The following is a 19,406-nucleotide window of genomic DNA, read 5'->3' on the forward strand; positions in this document are numbered from 1 at the left end:
TTCGAACAACAGTCGCTGCTCGTTGCAAGGCCCAGGTCCAGGCGTGTCAGGCAATGGATTGTCCGGCAGCGCAGGGACAGGCAGGGTGTTCAGCATGGCGAACCTCGCTGGGCATGGCGCTCTTCCACTTCGAGCTCCTGGCTGTGCTCTGTGCGCCGAGCGGCTTGCCGGGAAGCCTGCTCGTGCAACTGCTTGAAACTGTCCAACTGTTGGCTGGCCTTGGCGAGCTTCGCTTGCGCCTGCTGGCGTGCCGAGTGCTGGCGCATCAGCGCGTCCTCGCAGGCCACCACCTGGCCACGCAGGCTCGCTTCGCGCTCACCGAGCAGGCCGACCTGCCGACGCCAGTGTTCCAGGCCATGTAGATTGGTCAGGCGGCCCACCTGCGCATCGAACAGGCGCTGCTCCTCTTCGAGGGACCAGCGCCGATACGCCAGGTGCGCCTCGAGCGATTGCGCCTTGTCCGCCTGGGCCGTCTGCAAGCGGGCCTGCTGAGTGCGCGCTTCGCGCTCGGCCCGGTGCAGCCGGCGTTGCTTGATGGATAACAGGGCGGTCAAGGGCACCGGGCGATCTCCAGCAGTTGTTCGAGGCTCTGTTGCAGCGAACTGTGTTCGTGCGGTGCTTGGCACAGCCATGAGCGAATGGCATCGCGCTTGTCGATGGCCAGGTCCACGGTCGGGTCCTGGCCTCGGGTGTATTCGCCGACCCGCAGCAGCAGCTCGACCTCCTCGTAGCGCGCCATCCACTGGCGCAACTGGCTGGCGGCGGCGCGGTGGGCAGGGCTGACCACCTGGTGCATGACCCGGCTGACCGAGCGCAGCACGTCGATGGCCGGGTAGTGGTTGGCCGCTCCCAGCGCTTGCGACAGCACGATATGGCCATCGAGGATCGAGCGGGTTTCCTCGGCGATCGGCTCGTTCAGGTCGTCGCCCTCCACCAGCACGGTGTAGAGCGCGGTGATCGAGCCCTTGTCCGAGTGCCCGGCACGTTCGAGCAGGCGCGGCAACTGGGCGAACACCGACGGCGGAAAGCCGCGCCGGGTAGGCGGCTCACCGGCGGCCAGGCCGATCTCCCGCTGGGCACGGGCGAAGCGGGTCAGCGAATCCATCAGCAACAGGACCTTGCGGCCCTGGTCGCGGAAATACTCCGCCACGGTGGTGGCGACGAAGCCCGCCCGGGCCCGCTCCATCGCCGGACGGTCTGACGTGGCGACTACCACCACCGCACGGCGCAGGCCTTGCTCGCCGAGTTCATGGTGAATGAACTCGCGCACTTCGCGGCCGCGCTCGCCGATCAGGGCGAGCACGATCACGTCGGCCTGTGCGTTGCGCAGCAGCGAGGCCAGCAGCGTGCTCTTGCCGCCGCCGGCAGGCGCGAAGATGCCGACGCGCTGCCCTTCGGCGCAGGTGAGCAGGCCATCGATGCAACGGATGCCCAGGCTCAAGGGTGTGTCGACCAGCTTGCGGCTCAAGGGCGCCGGCGCATCCCGGTGCACCGGGTACCAGGCTTGCGGTGTGGCCGGCATGCTGCCGTCGAGCGGGTTGCCGAGGCCGTCGAGCACTGTTCCCAGCAAATGATCCCCCACGCCCACGCGATGCATGCTCCCGGTGGGGCAGACCTCGGTGCGCGTGCAAAGGCCCTGCATGTCACCCAGAGGGGCGAGCAACGCCTGGTCCTGTTGCAGGCCGATGACCTCGGCCAGCAGCGTCTGCTCATGGTTGGGCCTGCGCAGCTGGCACAGTTCGCCCACCTGCACCCCGGGCGCCAGCGCACGGATCAGGGTACCGGTGACCTGGGAGACCTTGCCGTTGACCTGGACCAGGGTGGCGCCGTTCACGGCAGACTTCAGGGTCTGGGGAATCTGGAGCAGCGATGGCGACATGGGAACGATATGGGTGCGTGAATGAAGGCGAGCATTCTAGGGAGTCTGCCCGGAGACGGATTTCACTGTGAGTCGCATGTTTTTAGATGCCGGTCGCTACGTGTTGCGCGCGCCGGCCAGCTAAAAAGAAGCGCCCGACGCTGACAGTGCGGCGGTTGGCTTGCCGCTAGCATGCCGCTCATTCATTTATTTCGATGTGAGGTGGGGATGAGCGAAGTCATCGGCTTTGCCCGGGTTGACCCGAGGGTGGCCATGGAGGGCGGCTGGGAGACGCTGGCAACCCTTCAGGCGCGGCAAGTGACCCCGATGGGGCAGCAGGCCGAGATGGCGGAGGAGGTGTCGATGGCCTTCTCGTCGTTGGCCAATGCCCGACTCAGTACCCGCAGCCGCGTCACCGATGCGCGCCAGCATGGGTTGCAGACGGGCCAGGCGGCCGAGGAGATGCTGGCCAAGGTGCCGGACGTCCAGCGCCGCGCCCTGGAGGAACTGGTGGCCTGGTTGCGTCAGCATCCCAGCCTGACGTCGGGCGAGCTGGAAGCACGCCTGGATGGTTTTTCCGGCGAGGTCTGCCATCGCTACCTGGCCCTGGCCTATGCCCGCGACGCATTGGGCAAGACGGCTGACGGCAGTGGGGCGCTCGACACGTTGGACCAGGTCATGGCAAGCATGGCGCAAACACAGGGCCAGGCGATCGCGCTGGGAATCGAGATCGGTCCGCTGGCCCAGGCGACCCAGGAGCAGGGTGTCGCCGAGGTGGCCGCGCTGCGCGAGGTTTATCGCGACTTCCTGTGCGGTTATCGCGGGCTGAGGCACGCCTGGGACGACCTGCGGACACGCTTCGGCGACGCGGCCATCGGTGATATCGCCCAGTTCATGCTCAACGGCCTGGCCAGTCATATCAGTGGGCCGTCCTCGCATCTGGACAGCAACCAGCTGCAGCAGGTCATCAGCGACATGAGGCTGGTGCAGGCCCTCAAGAAACTGGAAGGCGATACGCTCGCGCTGTTCCGCCAGCTTGCCGGAGAGCCCAGTGGCGTACGGGCCTTCTGACCTGGTCAGCGACCTGCTGGCGCTGATCGACAAACGCTGGGTAACCGAGCAGGACATCCTGCGCCTGCTCACCGCGCTGCCGCTCGCCCCTGGCGCTCAACGTGTTCACTGTCTGCGTGAACTGCGGCGGATCTTTCGCCTGTTGCCCTTGCAGGTTTTCAGGGAAGAGGCCCAGCGCGAACATCTGCTGGCGGTCTGTCAGTTGACCATGGACCTGGTCATTGACGAGGAGGAGGTGTCGTTGCGAGGTGTGCAGGAGGAATGAGCATGGATTCTTGTACTGACGCCATCGCTCGGTTCTGCCGCGATCAGGGAGTGGTTCTGACGCATCCGCAGGAGACCTTTCAGCGACTGGAACTTTCGCAAATCGGTGTCCTGCAGTTTGAGCGACAGGCAGGGCAGTTGACGCTCTGGCTGACCTTTACCGTGCATGGAACACTGTTTGAGCGTGCCCTGTCGAGTGCGCTCAGGCATGTTCATGACCACCAGGCACCTGGTCAACTGCTGCGTTGCGGCCTGCTGCCGGACGACTGTCTGGCGCTGCTGGTTAGCCTCGATGAACGCCGGGTGACCGAACAGCTCCTGCATGAAGCATACCGGCTGCTGTCGTGGGTGCGCGCCGAAGTGCTTACGGCATGAGCGTGATCGAGCGAGCCGGGCAGCTCCATGACCTGTGGCTGCCATCATTGGCCGTCGACACAGCGCTTCCTCGCTCGGCGGGTGAACCGCTGCCAATGCCGGGACAACCCGTGCAGGCTCATCTGCGTGACCTCTACCCGCAGCAGCAGATGGCACGCCTGCGCCTGTCGTACGCCACTCCCGAACACGAGCTGCGAGCCCTGTACGACCCCCAGCGTTTCGCCACGACACTGGGCTCACTGGTGGAGCAACTCCTGAAAACCCAGGCCCACGAGGACCGCCAGGCGGCGGTACTGCTGCAAGCATTGCTGGCCGATCGGCACACGCTGGCGTGCTACGCGAACCTTTTGCTCAAGGTATGAATAGATGCAATTGACGATTGAACAGCGTGATGTCCTGCAGCTGTTGGCCTGGCTGCACCTGCGATGTGGTCGACCTGGAGGCGCGCAAACCCTGCTGGAGGTGCTGCTGCGGGTTGACCCCGATCACTTGGCCGGACGGCGCGCCTCGGTCGTGGCGGCGCTGGAACTGGGCGACTGGGCGCGGGCCGAGCAGCAGTGCCTGGCGCTGCGTGACGCCGGCGAGCAGCAGGCGCCCCTGTGGCTGTGCCTGAGCTACGCGCAGCAGATGGCGGGCCGGCTGGAGCAGGCTCAAGCCAATTTCGCCGAGTACCTGCGACGCAAGGACCGCTCATGAACACTTTGACCCGCATGCTCGGCCATATCGGCGCGCGCAAGGACCTGATGCTGGCCGTGATGCTGCTGGCGGTGGTATTCATGATGATCCTGCCGTTGCCGCCGCTGCTGCTGGACCTGCTGATCGCCCTGAACATGACCATCGCCGTGGTGCTGATGATGATGTCGGTGTATGTCGTCTCGCCGCTGCATTTCTCGGTGTTCCCCTCGGTGCTGCTGGTCACCACGCTGTTTCGCCTGGCGCTGTCGATCAGCACCACGCGGATGATCCTGCTGGAGGCTGACGCCGGGCAGATCGTGCAGACCTTCGGCGACTTCGTGGTGGGTGGCAACCTGGTGGTGGGCTGCATCCTGTTCCTGATCATCACCATCGTGCAGTTCCTGGTCATCACCAAGGGCGCCGAGCGGGTGGCGGAGGTGAGTGCGCGGTTTTCCCTCGATGCCATGCCGGGCAAGCAGATGAGCATCGATGGCGACCTGCGCGCCGGGGTCATCGACGTCAACGAGGCCCGCGAGCGCCGTGGCGAGGTGGAGAAGGCCAGCCAGATGTACGGGGCCATGGACGGGGCGATGAAGTTCGTCAAGGGCGATGCCATCGCCGGGCTGGTGATCATCGTGGTCAACCTGTTGGCGGGTCTGGCCATCGGCGTGATGCAGAAGGGCATGAGCGCGGCTGACGCCTTGCAGCTCTATGCGGTGCTCACCGTGGGCGATGGCATGGTCAGCCAGGTGCCGGCGCTGCTGATCGCCATCACCGCGGGCGTTATCGTCACCCGCGACGGCGAAGGGGCGCGCGACCTGGGGGCGAACATCGGCAACCAGGTGATGGCGCAACCCAAGGCCCTGATGATCGGCGGCGCATTGCTGGTGTTGTTCGGGCTTGTTCCGGGCTTTCCGACGGTCACGTTCTTTACCCTGGCCCTACTGGTTGGGGGCGGTGGCTGGTGGGCGATCCGCCAACGGCGTATCGAGGAGGACGGTCGGCAGCAAAGCGGTGGCCTGCCGGCGTTGCTGGCCAATGGCGCCGGCGCGCCCACGCTCAAGCCTTCCGGCAAGGCGAAGTCGGCTGCCGATACGCAGGCGTTCGCCTTGACTGTGCCGTTGCTCATCGACGTGGACAGCGGCCTGCAGGCTGCACTGGAAGCCGCTTCGCTGAACGACGAGCTGGCGCGGGTCCGTCAGGCGCTGTACCTGGAGCATGGCGTGCCGTTTCCCGGCATCCGCCTGCGTTTCACCAGTGCACTCGGTCCGGGCGAGTATCGCATCCTGTTGCAGGAGGTGCCGGTGGCGCGTGGCAGGTTGATGCCGGAGCGACTGATGGTCCAGGAAAAGCCCAGCCAGCTGGCGCTCATCGACGTGCCCTACGAGGAAGGTGAAGCCCTGCAACCAGGGCGTGCGGCGCTGTGGGTGGAACAGGCCCAGCGCGAGCGTCTGGAGCGTGCCGGATGCGCCTTCCTGGCGATCGACCAGGTGCTCGCCTGGCACCTGTCCCAGGTGTTGTGCGAGTACGCCGGGGACTTCATCGGCATCCAGGAGACCCGCTACCTGCTGGAGCAGATGGAGCAGGGCTATGCCGAGCTGGTCAAGGAAGTGCAGCGCATCCTGCCGTTGCAGCGCATCACCGAGGTGTTCCAGCGGCTGGTGGGCGAGGGCATCTCGATCCGCAACATGCGCTCGATCCTCGAGGCCCTGGTGGAATGGGGGCAGAAGGAAAAGGATGTGGTGCAGCTGGCCGAATACGTGCGCAGCAGCCTCAAGCGCTACATCTGCTACAAGTACGCCAGCGGCCACAACCTGCTGCCGGCCTACCTTCTGGATCCGAAGGTCGAGGAGATGATCCGCAACGGCATCCGCCAGACCAGCGCCGGCAGCTACCTGGCCCTGGAACCGGCGCAGAGCGACGCCTTTCTCGCCCAGGTGAAAGCCATGGTGGGCGATCTGCAGGATGTTCAGGCCAGGCCCGTGCTGGTGGTGTCGATGGATATCCGCCGCTATGTACGCAAACTGGTCGAGGGCATCTATTTCGACTTGCCGGTGCTGTCGTTCCAGGAGCTCACCACGCAGATCAATATCCAGCCGCTGGGGCGCATCGGCTGACGCTCATCGGGCGTCAGAACGCGTTATTCGGAAACTACAAAATCGCGGCCGGGCCTGACGGAAGGGTCGCTCGCCCTTCAATAGACTTCATCTGCATGTACCCCAATACGGGTACCTGGCCAAACGGATATAGATGATGAGCAGTTCTATTGAAGCAAGTAGTCGCCCTGTCCCATTGCCGCAGGTAGATCGTGTCGCACCGGTGGAAAACTGGGGGGATTTCAAGCAGCTGGACGAGGTCCTGAATCGACACAGGATCGTGGCCGTGGACGGCCAAGGCCAACCACTGAACCCGGAACTCTGGGAGCAGGTCGTTGGCAAGTTGTTGGGGAGTGAAGGGCAGGCGCGCCTGGCCCAGAATCGTCCCTATTTCGAGAGCCTGCTGGCGCAACCGTTGCCTGAGCAGCATGTCGATGCGCTTTGCCAGTTGCTTGAGGCTTATGCCAGCTGGTTACCGGGGGCGCCTCTGCAGTTGCAGAACCTGGGCGAACGCCTGCGCATGGACGAGCTGGTCATGGCGGCGATGGGCCTGCGCATGCGCAAGCAGAAGGCCGAACGCACCGAGCTCAGCGAGCAGCTCAAGTGCCTCACGGCGGAGTTGAAGATCTTCAGCGTGATCCAGTCGAAGGTCAACGTGGTTATGGCCGATAAGGGCACCTTCAAGCTGGAAGACGATGGCTTCAACCTTTTCGACCGCAAGCTCTACGACCTTGACGCGGACAGCTGGGAGAAGAGCCCCGAGCGCCGACTGCTCTCGAGCCTGGATACGTTCCAGTCGGCCGGGGTCGTCACGGTGCGGCATTTCCTCGAGGGCGCGCAATCTGCCGCTGCGTCGAGTGAAAACGGCGGCCGCCTGCAAAAGGTCAGCGGGCCGATGAGCGACCTGAAGGCGCAGTACGCCTGGGACAAGGACAACAACCCGCTGGCCAATTTCTCCCAGGCCCTCAGCGACCGTACCCGCATCGTCAACGACAAGGTGACCGAACAGACCACCCTGCTCAACGACGTGGGGTCGCGCTACACCACCTCCACCGAGGTGATGATGAAGTTCGTCGAGACCTGGTTCTCGATGCTGTCCAAGATTCTGCAGAACTGAGGTAGGTGATGACGGCAGTACAACAGATGGTTGGCCACGATACCGATGGCAACAACGTCGATGCGATCGAGCGCTTCTTCGGCGATGGCGGCACCTTCGCCATGCTGCGCGGAGTCTGTGCGGCGCAACTGGAAACGCTCTATGCCCAGGCGTTCAATTTCTACCAGGCGGGTCGGCTGGACGATGCGCTGACGCTGTTCAAGGGGTTGGCGGCGCTCGACCATTATGACCCCCGGGCGTTTCTGGGCGTGGCAGGTGCGTATCAGGCCCTCGAGCGCTACCAGGACGCATTGCCGGCCTATGCCTATGGCGCGATGCTCGCGCCGCAGGACCCGCGCTTTACCTTCCATGCCGCGCAGTGCCACCAGCACCTGGGCGATTTGGCATCGGCGCGCAGCGGCTACGAGCAGGCGCAGATCCTGGCGGTTGACAGCGAGCATGCCGGCCTGGCAGGTCAGGCGCAGGTGCTGCTGGAGACTTTGCAGCAGAAGGAGGACGTACGTCATGCGAGTTGAACTTCTGCCTGTGGAGCAGTCGCTGCTGATGCCGGCTGAAACCGAATCGGAACCGCTACTGCCGGGTGCGGCGATCCAGTTGCCCGGCGAGACCGGCACACCGTCCAGAATCGCAACGATCAAGCAGGACATGAATGTCCGGCTGGATCCTCCAGGGGCACTGGCGACGGGACAGCTACAGGGGCAGGTAGTCGATAAGCTGATCGACGCTGAAGGCCTCATGCAACCGGTGCTGGTCGCGGTACCTGATATCGGTGCATTGATCCTTGGCCAACTCGCCGGGGACATCTCCGACGCCGAACTGGATATCCGCCTCACCGAACTGCTGAGCCGGTTGGGTGCTCGCCAGACCGAGCTGAACCTGCAGCAGGTACGTCAGCTCACCGAGCAGAACCGCCAGCAGATGGCGCTCAACGCGCAGAAGATGGACGAGGTGGCCCAGCGACACCAGGATGCCGGCACGGCGAACGTGTTCGCCAAGGTTTTCGGCTGGGCCGCAGCCATCGTCTCCATCGTGGTGGGGAGCGTCATGGTCGCCACCGGCCTGGGCGCTGTCGCGGGCGCGCTGATGATCGCCGGTGGCGTCATGGGTGTGGTGTCCATGTCGTTGAACCAGGCCGCCGAGGACGGGCATATCTCCAAGGAAGTGATGAAGTACCTCGGGCCGGTGCTGATGGCGGTGGAGGTTGCCCTGGCGCTGGCCTCGGTGGTGCTGACCTGCGGCGGCAGCCTCGCGGTGGTCGCCGCCCGGGTGGCCGGCAAGGTGAGTGGCAAGGTCGCGCAGACGGTCCTGTCGGTGGGCCAGAAGATCCAGAGCGTCGCCTCCACCGGGGTCACCTCGACCGCCAGTGCGGGCACCCGGGCCAAGCTGCAGATGACCCTGACCGGCGCCAGCATGGCCACCACCACGCTGTCCAGCGCTGGGCAGGCGGCCAGTTCGGTGATGCAGGGGCTGGCGCTGCGCAGCGAGGCACAGCTGGCGGAGATGCGCCTGCTGCTGGACCAGGGACACAGTTTTCTCGAGCAGTTGGCCAAGGCGCTTGAACAACTGCTCGCGGGGAAGGCGCAACGCTTCGAGCAACTGCTGGAACTGTTGAACAACCGCAGCAAGGCCTGCGCCGATATCGCTTGCCGAAACGTCATTGCCTGATCAAGGAGTCAATCATGAGTCTGACCATTTCCACTATCGACCATTCGTCCCACATGGATGCCCAACTGCCGGACACCGAGGGGCAGAAGGCCGGGCAGCCGCTGTGGGCGATGCTGGCCATGCCCTGCGCAACAGCGAGCGCGGTATTTGCCGGAAAGCAAGGACGGGTAAGCCTGGATATGCCGCAGGCCACCCCCTGCAGTCAGGACCTGGATAGCCTATTGGCCATTCTTCGGGCCGCCATGCAGGTGCGTGACGGCAATGCCCAGGGGCGCAGGACACAGGCCGAAGTCAGCGTAATGGCGAGCAAGGAACAGATCGGCTGGATGAGAACCGCCAGCAATGCGCTGTTCGCCTCGGCGGCCGTCAGCGGCGCATTGGGCATGTTCACCTTGGCCAGCGGCACTACCGGCATGCTCAAGAACCTGGGAGATGCGCGGACCATCAAGGGCCTGGAACACGCCAGCCATGCTGCCGAGTATGCCAAGCCCGGCGAGCTGGTGATGGCCTCGAAAAAGCTGATCGCCGAGAATCGTATCGAGGTCAAGCACCTGCAGAATGCGATCGACACTCGCAACACCACGCTGCACACGCTCAATGGCGTGGCCCAGAGTGGCGCCGCCTTCGGCACGGGCATCGCCCATGCGATCAAGTCGCTGCAGGATGTCTGGGCCAAGGAGCAGGAACTCGAGGCCGCAGTTGCCGGCAACCAGAAGGAGTTGTTCCAGCGCTGTACCGATGATTTGGCGAAGATGATCGACCAGGTGCGTCAGCTGATCCAGGAAATCCTGCGCAATGATAACCAGGGGATCAGGGCGGCAGGCATCATGGCCTGAATACACCAGGCTGTTTGAAAGGATGTTGCGAGCCGCAAGGGCGTTGGCCCTTGCGGCTTTTTCATGTCTGCGAATCTACGGACAGCGTGTCTGGTAGGTGACAGTCGAAAAGTGCAAAAAAGGCGATAAGGGCTGATGGGGCCCGATGCGCGGCGTCGGTATCGTTCACTCAGCTTCCGTCATTTGGAGGCAAGAAACTTCGGAGAAGACCTCTGCTCTTGCGGGTGTGAGAGCGGTCTTTTCCTCAAGCCTAACGATGCTGCAAGATGAGGTTTGCACGATGATCGAATCGGTTTCAACCAGTTGGGTATGTGGCGCCGACCTGGACCCCGTCAACGAGAGCAGTGACTGCGCACAGGTGAAAACCAGCGAGTCGGCGCAACGCCTGGCACGCCACGAGGAACCGCAGAAGTGCGGCATCCTGATGCGTCTGTTCATTGCGATAGCCGAGTTCTTCGGCTTTCGTCCCGGTGTGGCGACGGGTGGGACGCAGGCCGCGGCTTCGGCGCCGGACGTGATGCGTTCATTCAACGAGCAGATGGCCAAGGGACTCCCGGATGTCATGAGGTCGCAGGCAAACGGAATACTGGCCAAGCAGGAGGACCTGCCAACCGAGCAGTTCATGGCCAGCTACACGGAGCAGCTCACGGGCAGCAATATCATGCGTAACGCCAACTGCCTGTTGTCGAATGTCGTCAAGCTGGGCGAGCTTGTGCCAGAGCTGAAGGTCGAGATGAGCATCAACGAGGTCGATATCGTCGGCGGATACTCTCTGAAGGAAGCCCAGTACCCGGACAATATCGCACTGATGCAAAACGACTCGATGGCTGCCGCCAAGGTGCTCGATGCGGTGATATTCCTGGCTTCGCGATTTGCCGAGTTTCCGGACCCCGAGCGGGTGGGGCCTGAAGCGGCGGTGGAGTTTGTCAAAGAAGTCGATGCCGAGTTCATTGAGTTGTACGCCCAGAAGCCTGATGTGCAGGTGGCGGCTGTCGTGGTGGATGCAGGCGACGATGCCCCTGCGCTGATGACTGCCACTTTGGTCGGAGCGAGCACTGCGCAGCCTGTGGAGCCTGAAGCGATTTACGACGCGATGACCGGCGGACAATCTGAGCCGGCAACTTCGTTGAAGGCCGTCAAGCTCGGCTTTGTCAAGATTGACGATGAGGTTGCTTTGCCGACACGCAATGACTTCAACGCGACCATGAATTCGCTGCAGCGGCCGACCAGTCCGCTCTCCCAGTCGTTTGAGCACCTGGAGTATCTTGCCGAACATGGCAGTGCTGCCGAAAAGGCGATCGCTTCAATGGTTCTGGACCATACGGCGATAGGGCAGTCCCACTCCTACGGCGACCTCTTCGGGGAGCGCAAGATGGAGGCCAATCTGTTGCAGGCCCACTCCGCGATCTCGTTCGTGGACACGTTGCAGAAGAAGCTGGACATGGCAGCACGCCTGCTCGGCAACCTGCAGGCTGCCGACGCGGCTTGAATGTAACACTGGCTGGAGCCTGCGGGCTTCAGCCAGCCCTTCGAATTCCCCCGATCACCCCGTGTGAAACCAGCCCAGGGTGATCATCGCCACCACGATATAGCGCCCGCCCTTGGCCAGGGTGACCAGCAGCACGAAGCGCCAGAACGGCTCGCGCATGATCCCGGCGATCAAGGTCAGCGGGTCGCCGATCACCGGCATCCAGCTCAGCAGCAGCGACCACTGGCCCCAGCGCTGGTAGCGGCGCTGGGCGCGTTCCAGCTGGCTGGCGCTGAACGGGAACCAGCGGCGTTCGCGCAGGTGCTCGATGGCCCGCCCCAGCAGCCAGTTGACGATGGAACCGAGCACGTTGCCGAGCGTGGCCACCAGCAGCAGGGTCGCCCAGGCACTCGGTTCGCGAATGAGCAGCCCGACCAGCACCGCCTCGGACTGCAGCGGCAACAGGGTGGCGGCGCCGAAGGCGCTGAGGAACAGCGCCCCGAGGCTGAGCATCAGTAGCTGGCGACCACGGTGTCCTGGCCATCCCGGGTCACACCGATGACCTGGTAGGCGTCCTTGTGGTCACCCATCTCCATGCCCGGCGAGCCCATCGGCATGCCCGGCACCGCGATGCCCTTGAGGTCGTTGCGCTTGGTCAGCAGGCGTACCTGCTCCGCCGGGACATGGCCTTCGACGAACTTGCCGTCGATCACCCCGGTGTGGCACGACGCCAGGCGTGGCTCGACGCCCAGGCGCTGCTTGACCGCGCTCATGTTCGGCTCGACGTGGTCGTTGACGGTGAAGCCGTTGTCGCTCAGGTGCTTGATCCATTCCTTGCAGCAACCGCAGTTGGGGTCGCGGTAGACGTCGATGGTCTCGGCGGCCTGGGCCAGGCCGGTGACGGCCAACAGGCCGAGTGTGAGCAGGTGTTTGCGCAGCATGGTGGAGCTCCTGTGAAACTAAACATATCGGGTTGATCAGCACCGATCCTGTGGGAGCGGGTTTACCCGCGAATGCGTCAGCGAGCCCACCATCGCATTCGCGGGTAAACCCGCTCCCACAGGGGCGGCGTCAGGCCTTAAAAGCGCAGGCGAACCCCGGCCACCAGCCGGGTCTGGCCGATGTCCTCGCCATCCTCCCGAGCCTGGTCGGCGCGGTTGCCGTGCAGGCGGTTGAAGCTGACGCCAACATAGGGTGCGAACGCGCGGGTGATCTCGTAGCGCAGGCGCAGGCCCACTTCGCTTTCGGCCAGCCCCGAGCCCTGTTCGCGCCCGGCATCGTTGCGCCCGAAGAAGTTGGCTTCGACGGTCGGTTCGAGGATCCAGCGATTGGTCAGCAGCATAGCGTAACCGGCCTCCAGGCGCAGCGCGGTCTGCTGTCGCTCGCCGGCATAGGCAGTGGCCTCCAGCTCCAGGCCGTAGAGCGGCGTGCCCTGGATGCCGAAGGCGGCCCAGCTCTGGCCGCTGGCGGGCTTGAAGTCCTGGCGCACGCCGCCGACCAGTTCCCACCAGGGGCTGATGGCATGGCCCCAGAGGGCCTGCAGCTCGGCCTTGTGGGTCTTGCCTTGTTCCCGTTCACCCTCGGTGCGCAGCCACAGGCGGTCGATATCGCCGCCGACCCAGGCGGTGGCGTTCCAGTTCAGGGCGCTGCTGTTTTCGAAGTTCTGGTACTCCAGTTGGTCGACGATCACCGCCCAGTTGGTCGCCCGGTCATGCACCTGATGTCCCGGCAACGGCGGGAAGGCGGCGCGGCGATCGGCATCGGTGATCACCGGCAGCGGTGTGCGCGGTTGGCTGGGGGGGGCCGCCGCGTGGTTCATCTGGCTGTGGTCCATGGGCATGCTGCCATGGTTCATCTGGCCGTGGTCCATCGGCATGGCGCCATGGTTAATGTGATCCATGCCTGCGGCGAGGGCCCGTTCACTGGCCAGCAAGGCCATCAGCGCGACACCGGTGACGATGTGGCGGTTGCGGTTCTCATTCATCGACCCGTACCTCGCGGAACATGCCGGTCTCCATGTGGTAGAGCAGGTGGCAGTGATAGGCCCAGCGGCCCAGGGCATCGGCGGTGACGCGGTAGCTGCGCCGGCTGCCGGGGGGCATGTCGATGGTGTGCTTGCGCACCAGGAAGCGCCCTTGTTCATCCTCCAGGTCGCTCCACATGCCGTGCAGGTGGATGGGGTGGGTCATCATGGTGTCGTTGACCAGGGTGATGCGCACCCGCTCGCCGTATTTCAGGCGTAGCGGCTCGGCATCGCTGAACTTGATGCCGTCGAACGACCAGGCGAAGCGTTCCATGTGGCCAGTCAGGTGCAGCTCGATGTCCCGCGACGGTTCGCGCCCGTCCGGATCGGGGTAGGGGCTGCGCAGGTCGGCGTAGGTCAGCACTCGGCGGCCGTTGCCGCGCAGGCCGATACCGGGATCGGCCAGGTTGGCTCGGGGGGCCATGGTCTGCATGTCCACCAGCGGGTTATCGGTCTCGCTGGCAGGGTGGCCTTGCATCATGGCCATGCCGGCCATGCTCGAGTGGTCCATGCCCGCCATGTTGCCGTGGTCCATCGCCGGCATGTTCGAATGGTCCATCCCGCCCATGCCGTCGTGCCCCATGTCGTCCATGGTCAGCACCGGACGCGGGTCCGGCTCGGGCACGGGGGCCTGCAAACCCGCCGCGCGGGCCAGGGTGCCACGGGCGAAGCCGGTGCGGTCCATGCTCTGGGCGTACAGCGTGTAGGCGGGCAGGTCGCCCACGGTGACCAGCACGTCGTAGGTTTCGGCCACGGCGATGCGCAGTTCGTCCACGGTCACCGGGGTCACCGGCAGGCCGTCGGCGGCGATCACCGTGAGCTTCAGACCTGGGATGCGGAAATCGAAATAGGTCATCGCCGAGGCGTTGATCAGGCGCAGGCGCACGGTCTCGCCGGGCTGGAACAGGCAGGTGAAGTTGCCGTCCGGGGGCTGGCCGTTGAGCAGGTAGGTGTAGCTGGCGGCGCTGATGTCGGCCAGGTCGGTCGGGCTCATGCGCATCTTCGCCCAGGCCCAGCGGTTGTCGACAGCCTTGCTCCAGCCATTTTCCGCGACATCGTCGACGAAGTCGCCGACCGTGCGCTTGTGGTAGTTGAAGGCGTCGGACTGTTTCTTCAGGGTGGCCATCAGCGCTTCCGGCGCCTGGTCTGACCAGTCGCTGAACAGCAGCACATGGTCGCGTTGGTACTGGTGCGGCTCGGGTTCGCGGGGCTCGATGACGATGGCACCGTACACGCCAGCCTGCTCCTGCAGCCCGGAGTGGCTGTGGTACCAGTAGGTGCCGCTCTGGCGCAGGGTGAACTGGTAGAGGTAGTCGCCGCCGGGTTCGATGCCGGCGAAGCTCAGGCCCGGCACGCCGTCCATGTTGGCCGGCAGGATGATGCCGTGCCAGTGGATCGAGGTGGGCTGGTCCAGGCGGTTGCGCACGCGCAGGGTCACGGTGTCGCCCTCGCGCCAGCGCAACTGCGGGCCGGGCAGGCTGGCGTTGATGGTCTGCGCGCTGCGTGGGCGGCCGGTGATGTTGACCGGGGTCTGGCCGATGAACAGGTCGAACTGCTGGCCGCTCAGGTCGTGCAGCGGCAGGCGGCCTTCGGCGGCCTGGGCCAGTGGGCGCCAGAGGCCGAGGCCGGCCAGGGCGCTGGCGGCACCCAGGCCCTTGACGAAGGTGCGGCGGGTTGGAGTCGGTGGCATGGCGTGTTCTCGGTGCTGGCAAGGTCCATCCAATCGCGGGGCAAGCCCGCTCCCACGGTGGGAGCTTGCCCCGCGATCGGGAATGACTCCGATGGTCGTCGCCAGCGCCTGTCAGCCACCTGAGGCGCGGATTACAGATTTGTCAGGCAGCGGCCTCGCCACTCTCCAGGTCGCGCATCAGCAGGCCGAATTCCAGCGAGACCTGCTCGGGAATCGGCAGGTACACCACATGGCCGTCGCCCGGCGCCACCTCGATGCCCTGCTGATGGCGGTTGCGCAGGCGGTGCAGGTCGAAGTGGTAGTTGCCGCGCGGGGTCATCAGCTCCAGATGGTCGCCCACGGCGAAGCGGTTCTTCACCTTCACCTCGGCCAGGCCGTCCACGCGCACCCCGGTCAGTTCGCCGACGAACTGCTGGCGCTCGGACACCGAGTTGCCGCGCTGGTAGTTCTGGTACTCGTCGTGCACGTGGCGGCGCAGGAAACCTTCGGTGTAGCCGCGCTGGGCGAGGGATTCGAGGTTGCTCATCAGGCCGCGGTCGAACGGCCGCCCGGCCACCGCGTCGTCGATGGCCTGGCGGTAGGACTGCACGGCGCGGGCACAGTAGAAGTGCGACTTGGTGCGGCCTTCGATCTTCAGCGAGTGCACGCCCATCCGAGCCAGGCGCTCGACGTGCTGGATGGCGCGCAGGTCCTTGGCGTTCATGATGTAGGTGCCGTGCTCGTCCTCGAAGGCCGGCATCTCTTCGCCGGGGCGGTTGGACTCCTGGAGCAGGAACACCTGTTCGGTCGGCGCGCCGAGGCCCAGGGTCGGCTCGCATTCACGGACGATATCGCCGGTGGCGTTCTCGCTGGCCGGGGTGGCCTGGTACTTCCAGCGGCAGGCATTGGTGCAGGTGCCCTGGTTGGCGTCGCGCTTGTTCATGTAGCCCGACAGCAGGCAGCGCCCGGAATAGGCCATGCACAACGCGCCGTGCACGAAGACTTCCAGCTCCATCTCCGGTACCTGCTGGCGGATCTCCTCGATCTCCTCCAGCGACAGCTCCCGCGACAGGATCACCCGGGTCAGCCCCAGGCCTTGCCAGAATTGAACGCTGGCCCAGTTCACCGTGTTGGCTTGCACCGACAGGTGGATGGGCATCTGCGGGAAGTGCTGGCGCACCAGCATGATCAGTCCCGGGTCGGACATGATCAGTGCATCCGGCCCCATCTCGATCACCGGTGCGAGGTCCTTGAGGAAGGTCTTGAGCTTGGCGTTGTGCGGGGCGATGTTGACCACCACGTAGAAGCGCTTGCCCTGGGCCTGGGCCTCCTGGATGCCGAGGGCCAGGTTGGCGTGGTCGAATTCGTTGTTGCGCACCCGCAGGCTGTAGCGCGGCTGGCCGGCGTAGACCGCGTCGGCGCCGTAGGCGAAGGCGTAGCGCATGGTCTTGAGGGTGCCGGCGGGAGCGAGCAGTTCGGGCTTGGCGGGAAATGTCATGGTGCGCACCGGGGGCAAAAGGCGCGGATGCTAAGACGGCGGCACCGCGCAGGTATTGATCTGGATCAACGGCACTTTTGCCGATGCGCGAGGCACTAAATTGTTGAGCCCTCGAGGAATGCCCATGAACGAAGCCGTCTTGCAGAACAAAGCCCTGACCGTGCTGCTGGCACTGGTGACCATCGCCTTCATCTGGATCCTGCTGCCGTACTCCGGCGCGATCTTCTGGGCGGTGATCCTCGGGATACTCTTCGCGCCCCTGCAGCGCCACCTGTTGCTGCGCTTCGGCGGGCGGCGCAACCTGGCCACGGCGACGGCGCTGCTCACCTGCCTGCTGATCGCCGTGCTGCCGGTGATCGTCATCGGCGCCTTGCTGGTGCAGGAGGGCGCCGCGCTATACCAGCGCATCGAGAGCGGCCAGCTGGATATCGCCGGCTATATCGAACGCGGCAAGGACATGCTGCCGGCCTATGCCCAGCATTTCCTCGACCGCATGGGCATGGGCAACCTCGACGGCCTGCGCGACAAGATCAGCAAGTGGGCGACCCAGGGCAGCCAGTTCCTCGCCGGGCAGGCGTTCAGCTTTGGCCAGGGCACCTTCGAGTTCCTGGTGAGCTTCGGCATCATGCTCTACCTGCTGTTCTTCTTCCTGCGCGAGGGCGCGGAGGTGGCGCGCAAGGTGCGCCAGGCGGTGCCGCTGCCCGAGCAGCAGAAGCGCCGCCTGCAGTTGAAGTTCAAGCGCGTGGTGCGGGCCACGGTCAAGGGCAACCTGCTGGTGGCGATCACCCAGGGGGCGTTGGGCGGGCTGATCTTCTGGGTACTGGGCATTCCCAGCGTGCTGGTGTGGGCGGTGCTGATGGCGTTTTTGTCGTTGCTGCCGGCGGTGGGGGCGGGAATCGTCTGGGGGCCGGTGGCGCTGTACTTCCTGCTGACCGGGGCGATCTGGCAGGGGATCGTGCTGACCGCGTTCGGCGTGCTGGTGATCGGCCTGGTGGACAACCTGCTGCGGCCGATCCTGGTGGGCAAGGATACGCGGATGCCGGATTACCTGGTGCTGGTGTCGACCTTGGGTGGGTTGGCGGTATTCGGGCTCAACGGGTTTGTGATTGGGCCGTTGATCGCGGCGTTGTTCATTTCCAGCTGGGCGATCTTTGCCTCGACCAAGCCGCAGGTGCAGTTGCCGTCGTGATACAACTCAGGCAGGTGTAATCTACCTCAGGGGCTCTTGGCCTGCTCACCTCATTTGACTGGTCTGTTATTGGGGCAGTCGCTTACGCCTGGTTCTCTGAATACCCCTGGGCCCTCGCCCTCCTGCATTTGCCACAATCGCAACCGCGCGCGCACCGTCGCAGCACTGTGGTCCACCACGACCACTCCGTAGCAAGGTTGAAGATTCTCCACTGACAACTGTTTGAGTGCCTGAGAGGGTGAAATCGACTTGTCCCTGGCAATCTTCACGAAGCCGGCATCATCGACAAGGCGCTGGAAGGCCCCCGTATTCACTACGGTGACGCTCCTGACTTTGCCGGAAACATTGGTCACCTTCCAAGGGTGTTCCCACAAGTGCGTGTGGCCGTAAACGAATATGTCGAAGCCTCCCAACTCTCGTTGGCGGTTGGCCAGATGCGAGCGGAAGATCGATAGCTGAGGGACCAGGGTATTGGTCAGCAAGGCCCCCAGCGAATCGACGCACGGATTGCCGTTCGACTGCCGGGCTGCAGTGCGGCACAACGTACTGAGGTCATCGTCAGAAAGCTGGGTAACCAGTGTGTCGAGTTGTTTGCGCATGGCTATTTGCTGTTCATCCCCCCCTTCAATCAGCTCCCGGAGTGGGTCGTGAGCCGGAAGTGACAGTAAAAACAGCTGGTGACCGGCGCGCTCTGCTGCCTTGCGGCTGAAGCTGTCCTGGCCAGGGTCCTGGCTGCCCAGCGCATCGGCTTTCTGGGTCAGCGACGTTTCGAAAATATTGAATGCAATGAATCTGGCTGTGTCGGCCAAGGTTCCAAGCCAGCCTCGTTCCTGCATTCGGTAACGAGCACCTGCGGTTTCCGGGCTGAGATTATCGATCATCGGGTAAGCGCGTTCTTCTGCGTTGAACAATTGCTGAACGAACCGTTCTCCCCATGGCCGCACCATGAAGCGAGTTCCGTCACTCCCTCTGCTGGTCACGGACGGCCAGTTCTCGAACGAGTTCACATCGCTGCCAATTTGATGTCCATGCTCGGCAACCACATGTTTGTCCGCCGATTGCCAGATGCCGTCAGTGACCAGTTGCACCCGATCTTGTGTGTCGCCGAAGCCAGGGTAAACCTGTTGCCAAACCTGGGGCACGAGCAATGCGGCGTCATGATTGCCCGGAATCACATACAGGCGGTTGTCTCCCCTGCGTGCGAAGTTGCCCAGTAATGACAACTCATGGGCATGGGCCTTGCTGATGCGGGCTGCCAGCCGCGTCACCTCATCCACCGTGCAGCCCGCATCAGCTGAACCGCTGCCGCAGGGAATATCCGTGGGTGTTTGCCATAGCTCAAGGAAGTCCCCGGCGATGACCAGATCGATGTTGTCGCCGTATTCACTGGACAGTGCTTGTAGGAAGCCGGCAAGGGCATTCGGCCAACGGAAGTCTTCATAGGGGTGCCAATGCCCAGCGGCTTCTTTTCCCAAGCCGAAATGCAGGTCGCTGATCAGGATGCTTACCCGTGCTGCGGCCATAGGCGAGCCGTTGGGTAGCAGATACATCAAAACGGTGAGCAATGTAGCCATCATTGTGCCACGCATGGCATATTCTCTC

General features: G+C 64.2%; 20 protein-coding genes. 12 read left to right on the forward strand and 8 right to left on the reverse strand.

All coding sequences use genetic code 11. The annotated features are described in order from the left end of the window. Window positions 1–89: 89 nt before the first annotated feature. Together sctO and sctN are read right to left on the reverse strand one after the other, a co-directional pair. Window positions 90–560 carry a type III secretion protein gene (gene sctO, locus VUG52_RS09725; protein ID WP_262952212.1) on the reverse strand — a complete coding sequence of 157 codons (471 nt, stop codon included), beginning with the start codon at window positions 558–560 and terminating at the stop codon, window positions 90–92. After that, complete coding sequence (gene sctN / locus VUG52_RS09730; RefSeq protein WP_262952211.1) at window positions 551–1,879, reverse strand: type III secretion system ATPase SctN; 1,329 nt, start codon at window positions 1,877–1,879, stop codon at window positions 551–553. The genes sctO and sctN overlap by 10 nt, the downstream gene beginning before the upstream one ends. Window positions 1,880–2,086: 207 nt before the next feature. Here sctN and VUG52_RS09735 point away from each other — a divergent pair, with 207 nt between their 5' ends. The 11 genes from VUG52_RS09735 to VUG52_RS09785 all read left to right on the forward strand — a co-directional run bounded on the left by VUG52_RS09735 (window position 2,087) and on the right by VUG52_RS09785 (window position 11,446). Further along, complete coding sequence (locus VUG52_RS09735; protein ID WP_262952210.1) at window positions 2,087–2,929, forward strand: HrpJ domain-containing protein; 843 nt, start codon at window positions 2,087–2,089, stop codon at window positions 2,927–2,929. Continuing rightward, window positions 2,910–3,194, forward strand: coding sequence for a TyeA family type III secretion system gatekeeper subunit (locus tag VUG52_RS09740; protein WP_050704923.1), 285 nt, complete (start codon window positions 2,910–2,912; stop codon window positions 3,192–3,194). Before VUG52_RS09735 ends, VUG52_RS09740 begins: the two co-directional genes overlap by 20 nt. 2 nt (window positions 3,195–3,196) lie before the next feature. Beyond that, the gene (locus VUG52_RS09745; RefSeq protein ID WP_050704924.1) at window positions 3,197–3,568 is read left to right on the forward strand and encodes a hypothetical protein; all 372 of its coding nucleotides are present in this window, start codon (window positions 3,197–3,199) and stop codon (window positions 3,566–3,568) included. Continuing rightward, a complete protein-coding gene (locus VUG52_RS09750) occupies window positions 3,565–3,930 on the forward strand; it encodes a hypothetical protein (protein ID WP_331832789.1) in 366 nt (121 codons plus the stop codon). The genes VUG52_RS09745 and VUG52_RS09750 overlap by 4 nt, the downstream gene beginning before the upstream one ends. A gap of 4 nt (window positions 3,931–3,934) precedes the next feature. Next, on the forward strand, window positions 3,935–4,264 hold the full coding sequence (locus VUG52_RS09755; RefSeq protein WP_262952208.1) for a type III secretion protein: 330 nt from the start codon (window positions 3,935–3,937) through the stop codon (window positions 4,262–4,264). Then, window positions 4,261–6,360, forward strand: coding sequence for a type III secretion system export apparatus subunit SctV (sctV, locus tag VUG52_RS09760; protein ID WP_050704927.1), 2,100 nt, complete (start codon window positions 4,261–4,263; stop codon window positions 6,358–6,360). The genes VUG52_RS09755 and sctV overlap by 4 nt, the downstream gene beginning before the upstream one ends. A 265-nt stretch (window positions 6,361–6,625) precedes the next feature. Then, a complete protein-coding gene (locus VUG52_RS09765; RefSeq protein ID WP_162232958.1) occupies window positions 6,626–7,456 on the forward strand; it encodes a virulence-associated V antigen in 831 nt (276 codons plus the stop codon). A gap of 8 nt (window positions 7,457–7,464) precedes the next feature. Beyond that, on the forward strand, window positions 7,465–7,971 hold the full coding sequence (locus tag VUG52_RS09770) for a SycD/LcrH family type III secretion system chaperone (RefSeq protein WP_262952207.1): 507 nt from the start codon (window positions 7,465–7,467) through the stop codon (window positions 7,969–7,971). Further along, complete coding sequence (gene sctE, locus VUG52_RS09775; RefSeq protein ID WP_262952206.1) at window positions 7,961–9,121, forward strand: type III secretion system translocon subunit SctE; 1,161 nt, start codon at window positions 7,961–7,963, stop codon at window positions 9,119–9,121. Before VUG52_RS09770 ends, sctE begins: the two co-directional genes overlap by 11 nt. A gap of 14 nt (window positions 9,122–9,135) precedes the next feature. After that, window positions 9,136–9,957 carry a hypothetical protein gene (locus VUG52_RS09780; protein WP_262952205.1) on the forward strand — a complete coding sequence of 274 codons (822 nt, stop codon included), beginning with the start codon at window positions 9,136–9,138 and terminating at the stop codon, window positions 9,955–9,957. A gap of 280 nt (window positions 9,958–10,237) precedes the next feature. Then, the gene (locus VUG52_RS09785) at window positions 10,238–11,446 is read left to right on the forward strand and encodes a hypothetical protein (RefSeq protein ID WP_262952204.1); all 1,209 of its coding nucleotides are present in this window, start codon (window positions 10,238–10,240) and stop codon (window positions 11,444–11,446) included. Between the two features lie 54 nt (window positions 11,447–11,500). Here VUG52_RS09785 and VUG52_RS09790 read toward each other — a convergent pair whose 3' ends face one another. From VUG52_RS09790 to trhP, 5 genes are all read right to left on the reverse strand, one after another. Further along, window positions 11,501–11,938, reverse strand: coding sequence for a YqaA family protein (locus VUG52_RS09790; protein WP_262952203.1), 438 nt, complete (start codon window positions 11,936–11,938; stop codon window positions 11,501–11,503). Beyond that, the gene (locus VUG52_RS09795; protein ID WP_050704934.1) at window positions 11,938–12,366 is read right to left on the reverse strand and encodes a DUF411 domain-containing protein; all 429 of its coding nucleotides are present in this window, start codon (window positions 12,364–12,366) and stop codon (window positions 11,938–11,940) included. The genes VUG52_RS09790 and VUG52_RS09795 overlap by 1 nt, the downstream gene beginning before the upstream one ends. Window positions 12,367–12,503: 137 nt before the next feature. Further along, window positions 12,504–13,409 (reverse strand): copper resistance protein B, encoded by a 906-nt coding sequence (locus tag VUG52_RS09800; protein ID WP_262952202.1) that lies wholly within the window; start codon window positions 13,407–13,409, stop codon window positions 12,504–12,506. Beyond that, window positions 13,402–15,138, reverse strand: a complete 1,737-nt coding sequence (locus VUG52_RS09805) for a copper resistance system multicopper oxidase (RefSeq protein ID WP_262952201.1) — start codon at window positions 15,136–15,138, stop codon at window positions 13,402–13,404. Before VUG52_RS09805 ends, VUG52_RS09800 begins: the two co-directional genes overlap by 8 nt. Before the next feature lie 142 nt (window positions 15,139–15,280). Next, entirely contained in the window at window positions 15,281–16,615 is a 1,335-nt protein-coding gene (gene trhP, locus VUG52_RS09810; protein WP_262952200.1) for a prephenate-dependent tRNA uridine(34) hydroxylase TrhP, read from the reverse strand. Window positions 16,616–16,739: 124 nt separating this feature from the next. On the opposite strand from trhP, the gene VUG52_RS09815 reads away from it, so the two are divergent. Further along, window positions 16,740–17,804 carry an AI-2E family transporter gene (locus VUG52_RS09815; RefSeq protein WP_198744988.1) on the forward strand — a complete coding sequence of 355 codons (1,065 nt, stop codon included), beginning with the start codon at window positions 16,740–16,742 and terminating at the stop codon, window positions 17,802–17,804. A gap of 50 nt (window positions 17,805–17,854) precedes the next feature. On the opposite strand, the gene VUG52_RS09820 is transcribed toward VUG52_RS09815, so the two are convergent. Next, window positions 17,855–19,393 (reverse strand): metallophosphoesterase, encoded by a 1,539-nt coding sequence (locus VUG52_RS09820; protein WP_220690003.1) that lies wholly within the window; start codon window positions 19,391–19,393, stop codon window positions 17,855–17,857. Window positions 19,394–19,406 lie beyond the last annotated feature (13 nt).

It is taken from the genome of Pseudomonas sp. LH21, from assembly GCF_036549575.1.
Classification (GTDB): domain Bacteria; phylum Pseudomonadota; class Gammaproteobacteria; order Pseudomonadales; family Pseudomonadaceae; genus Aquipseudomonas; species Aquipseudomonas peradeniyensis.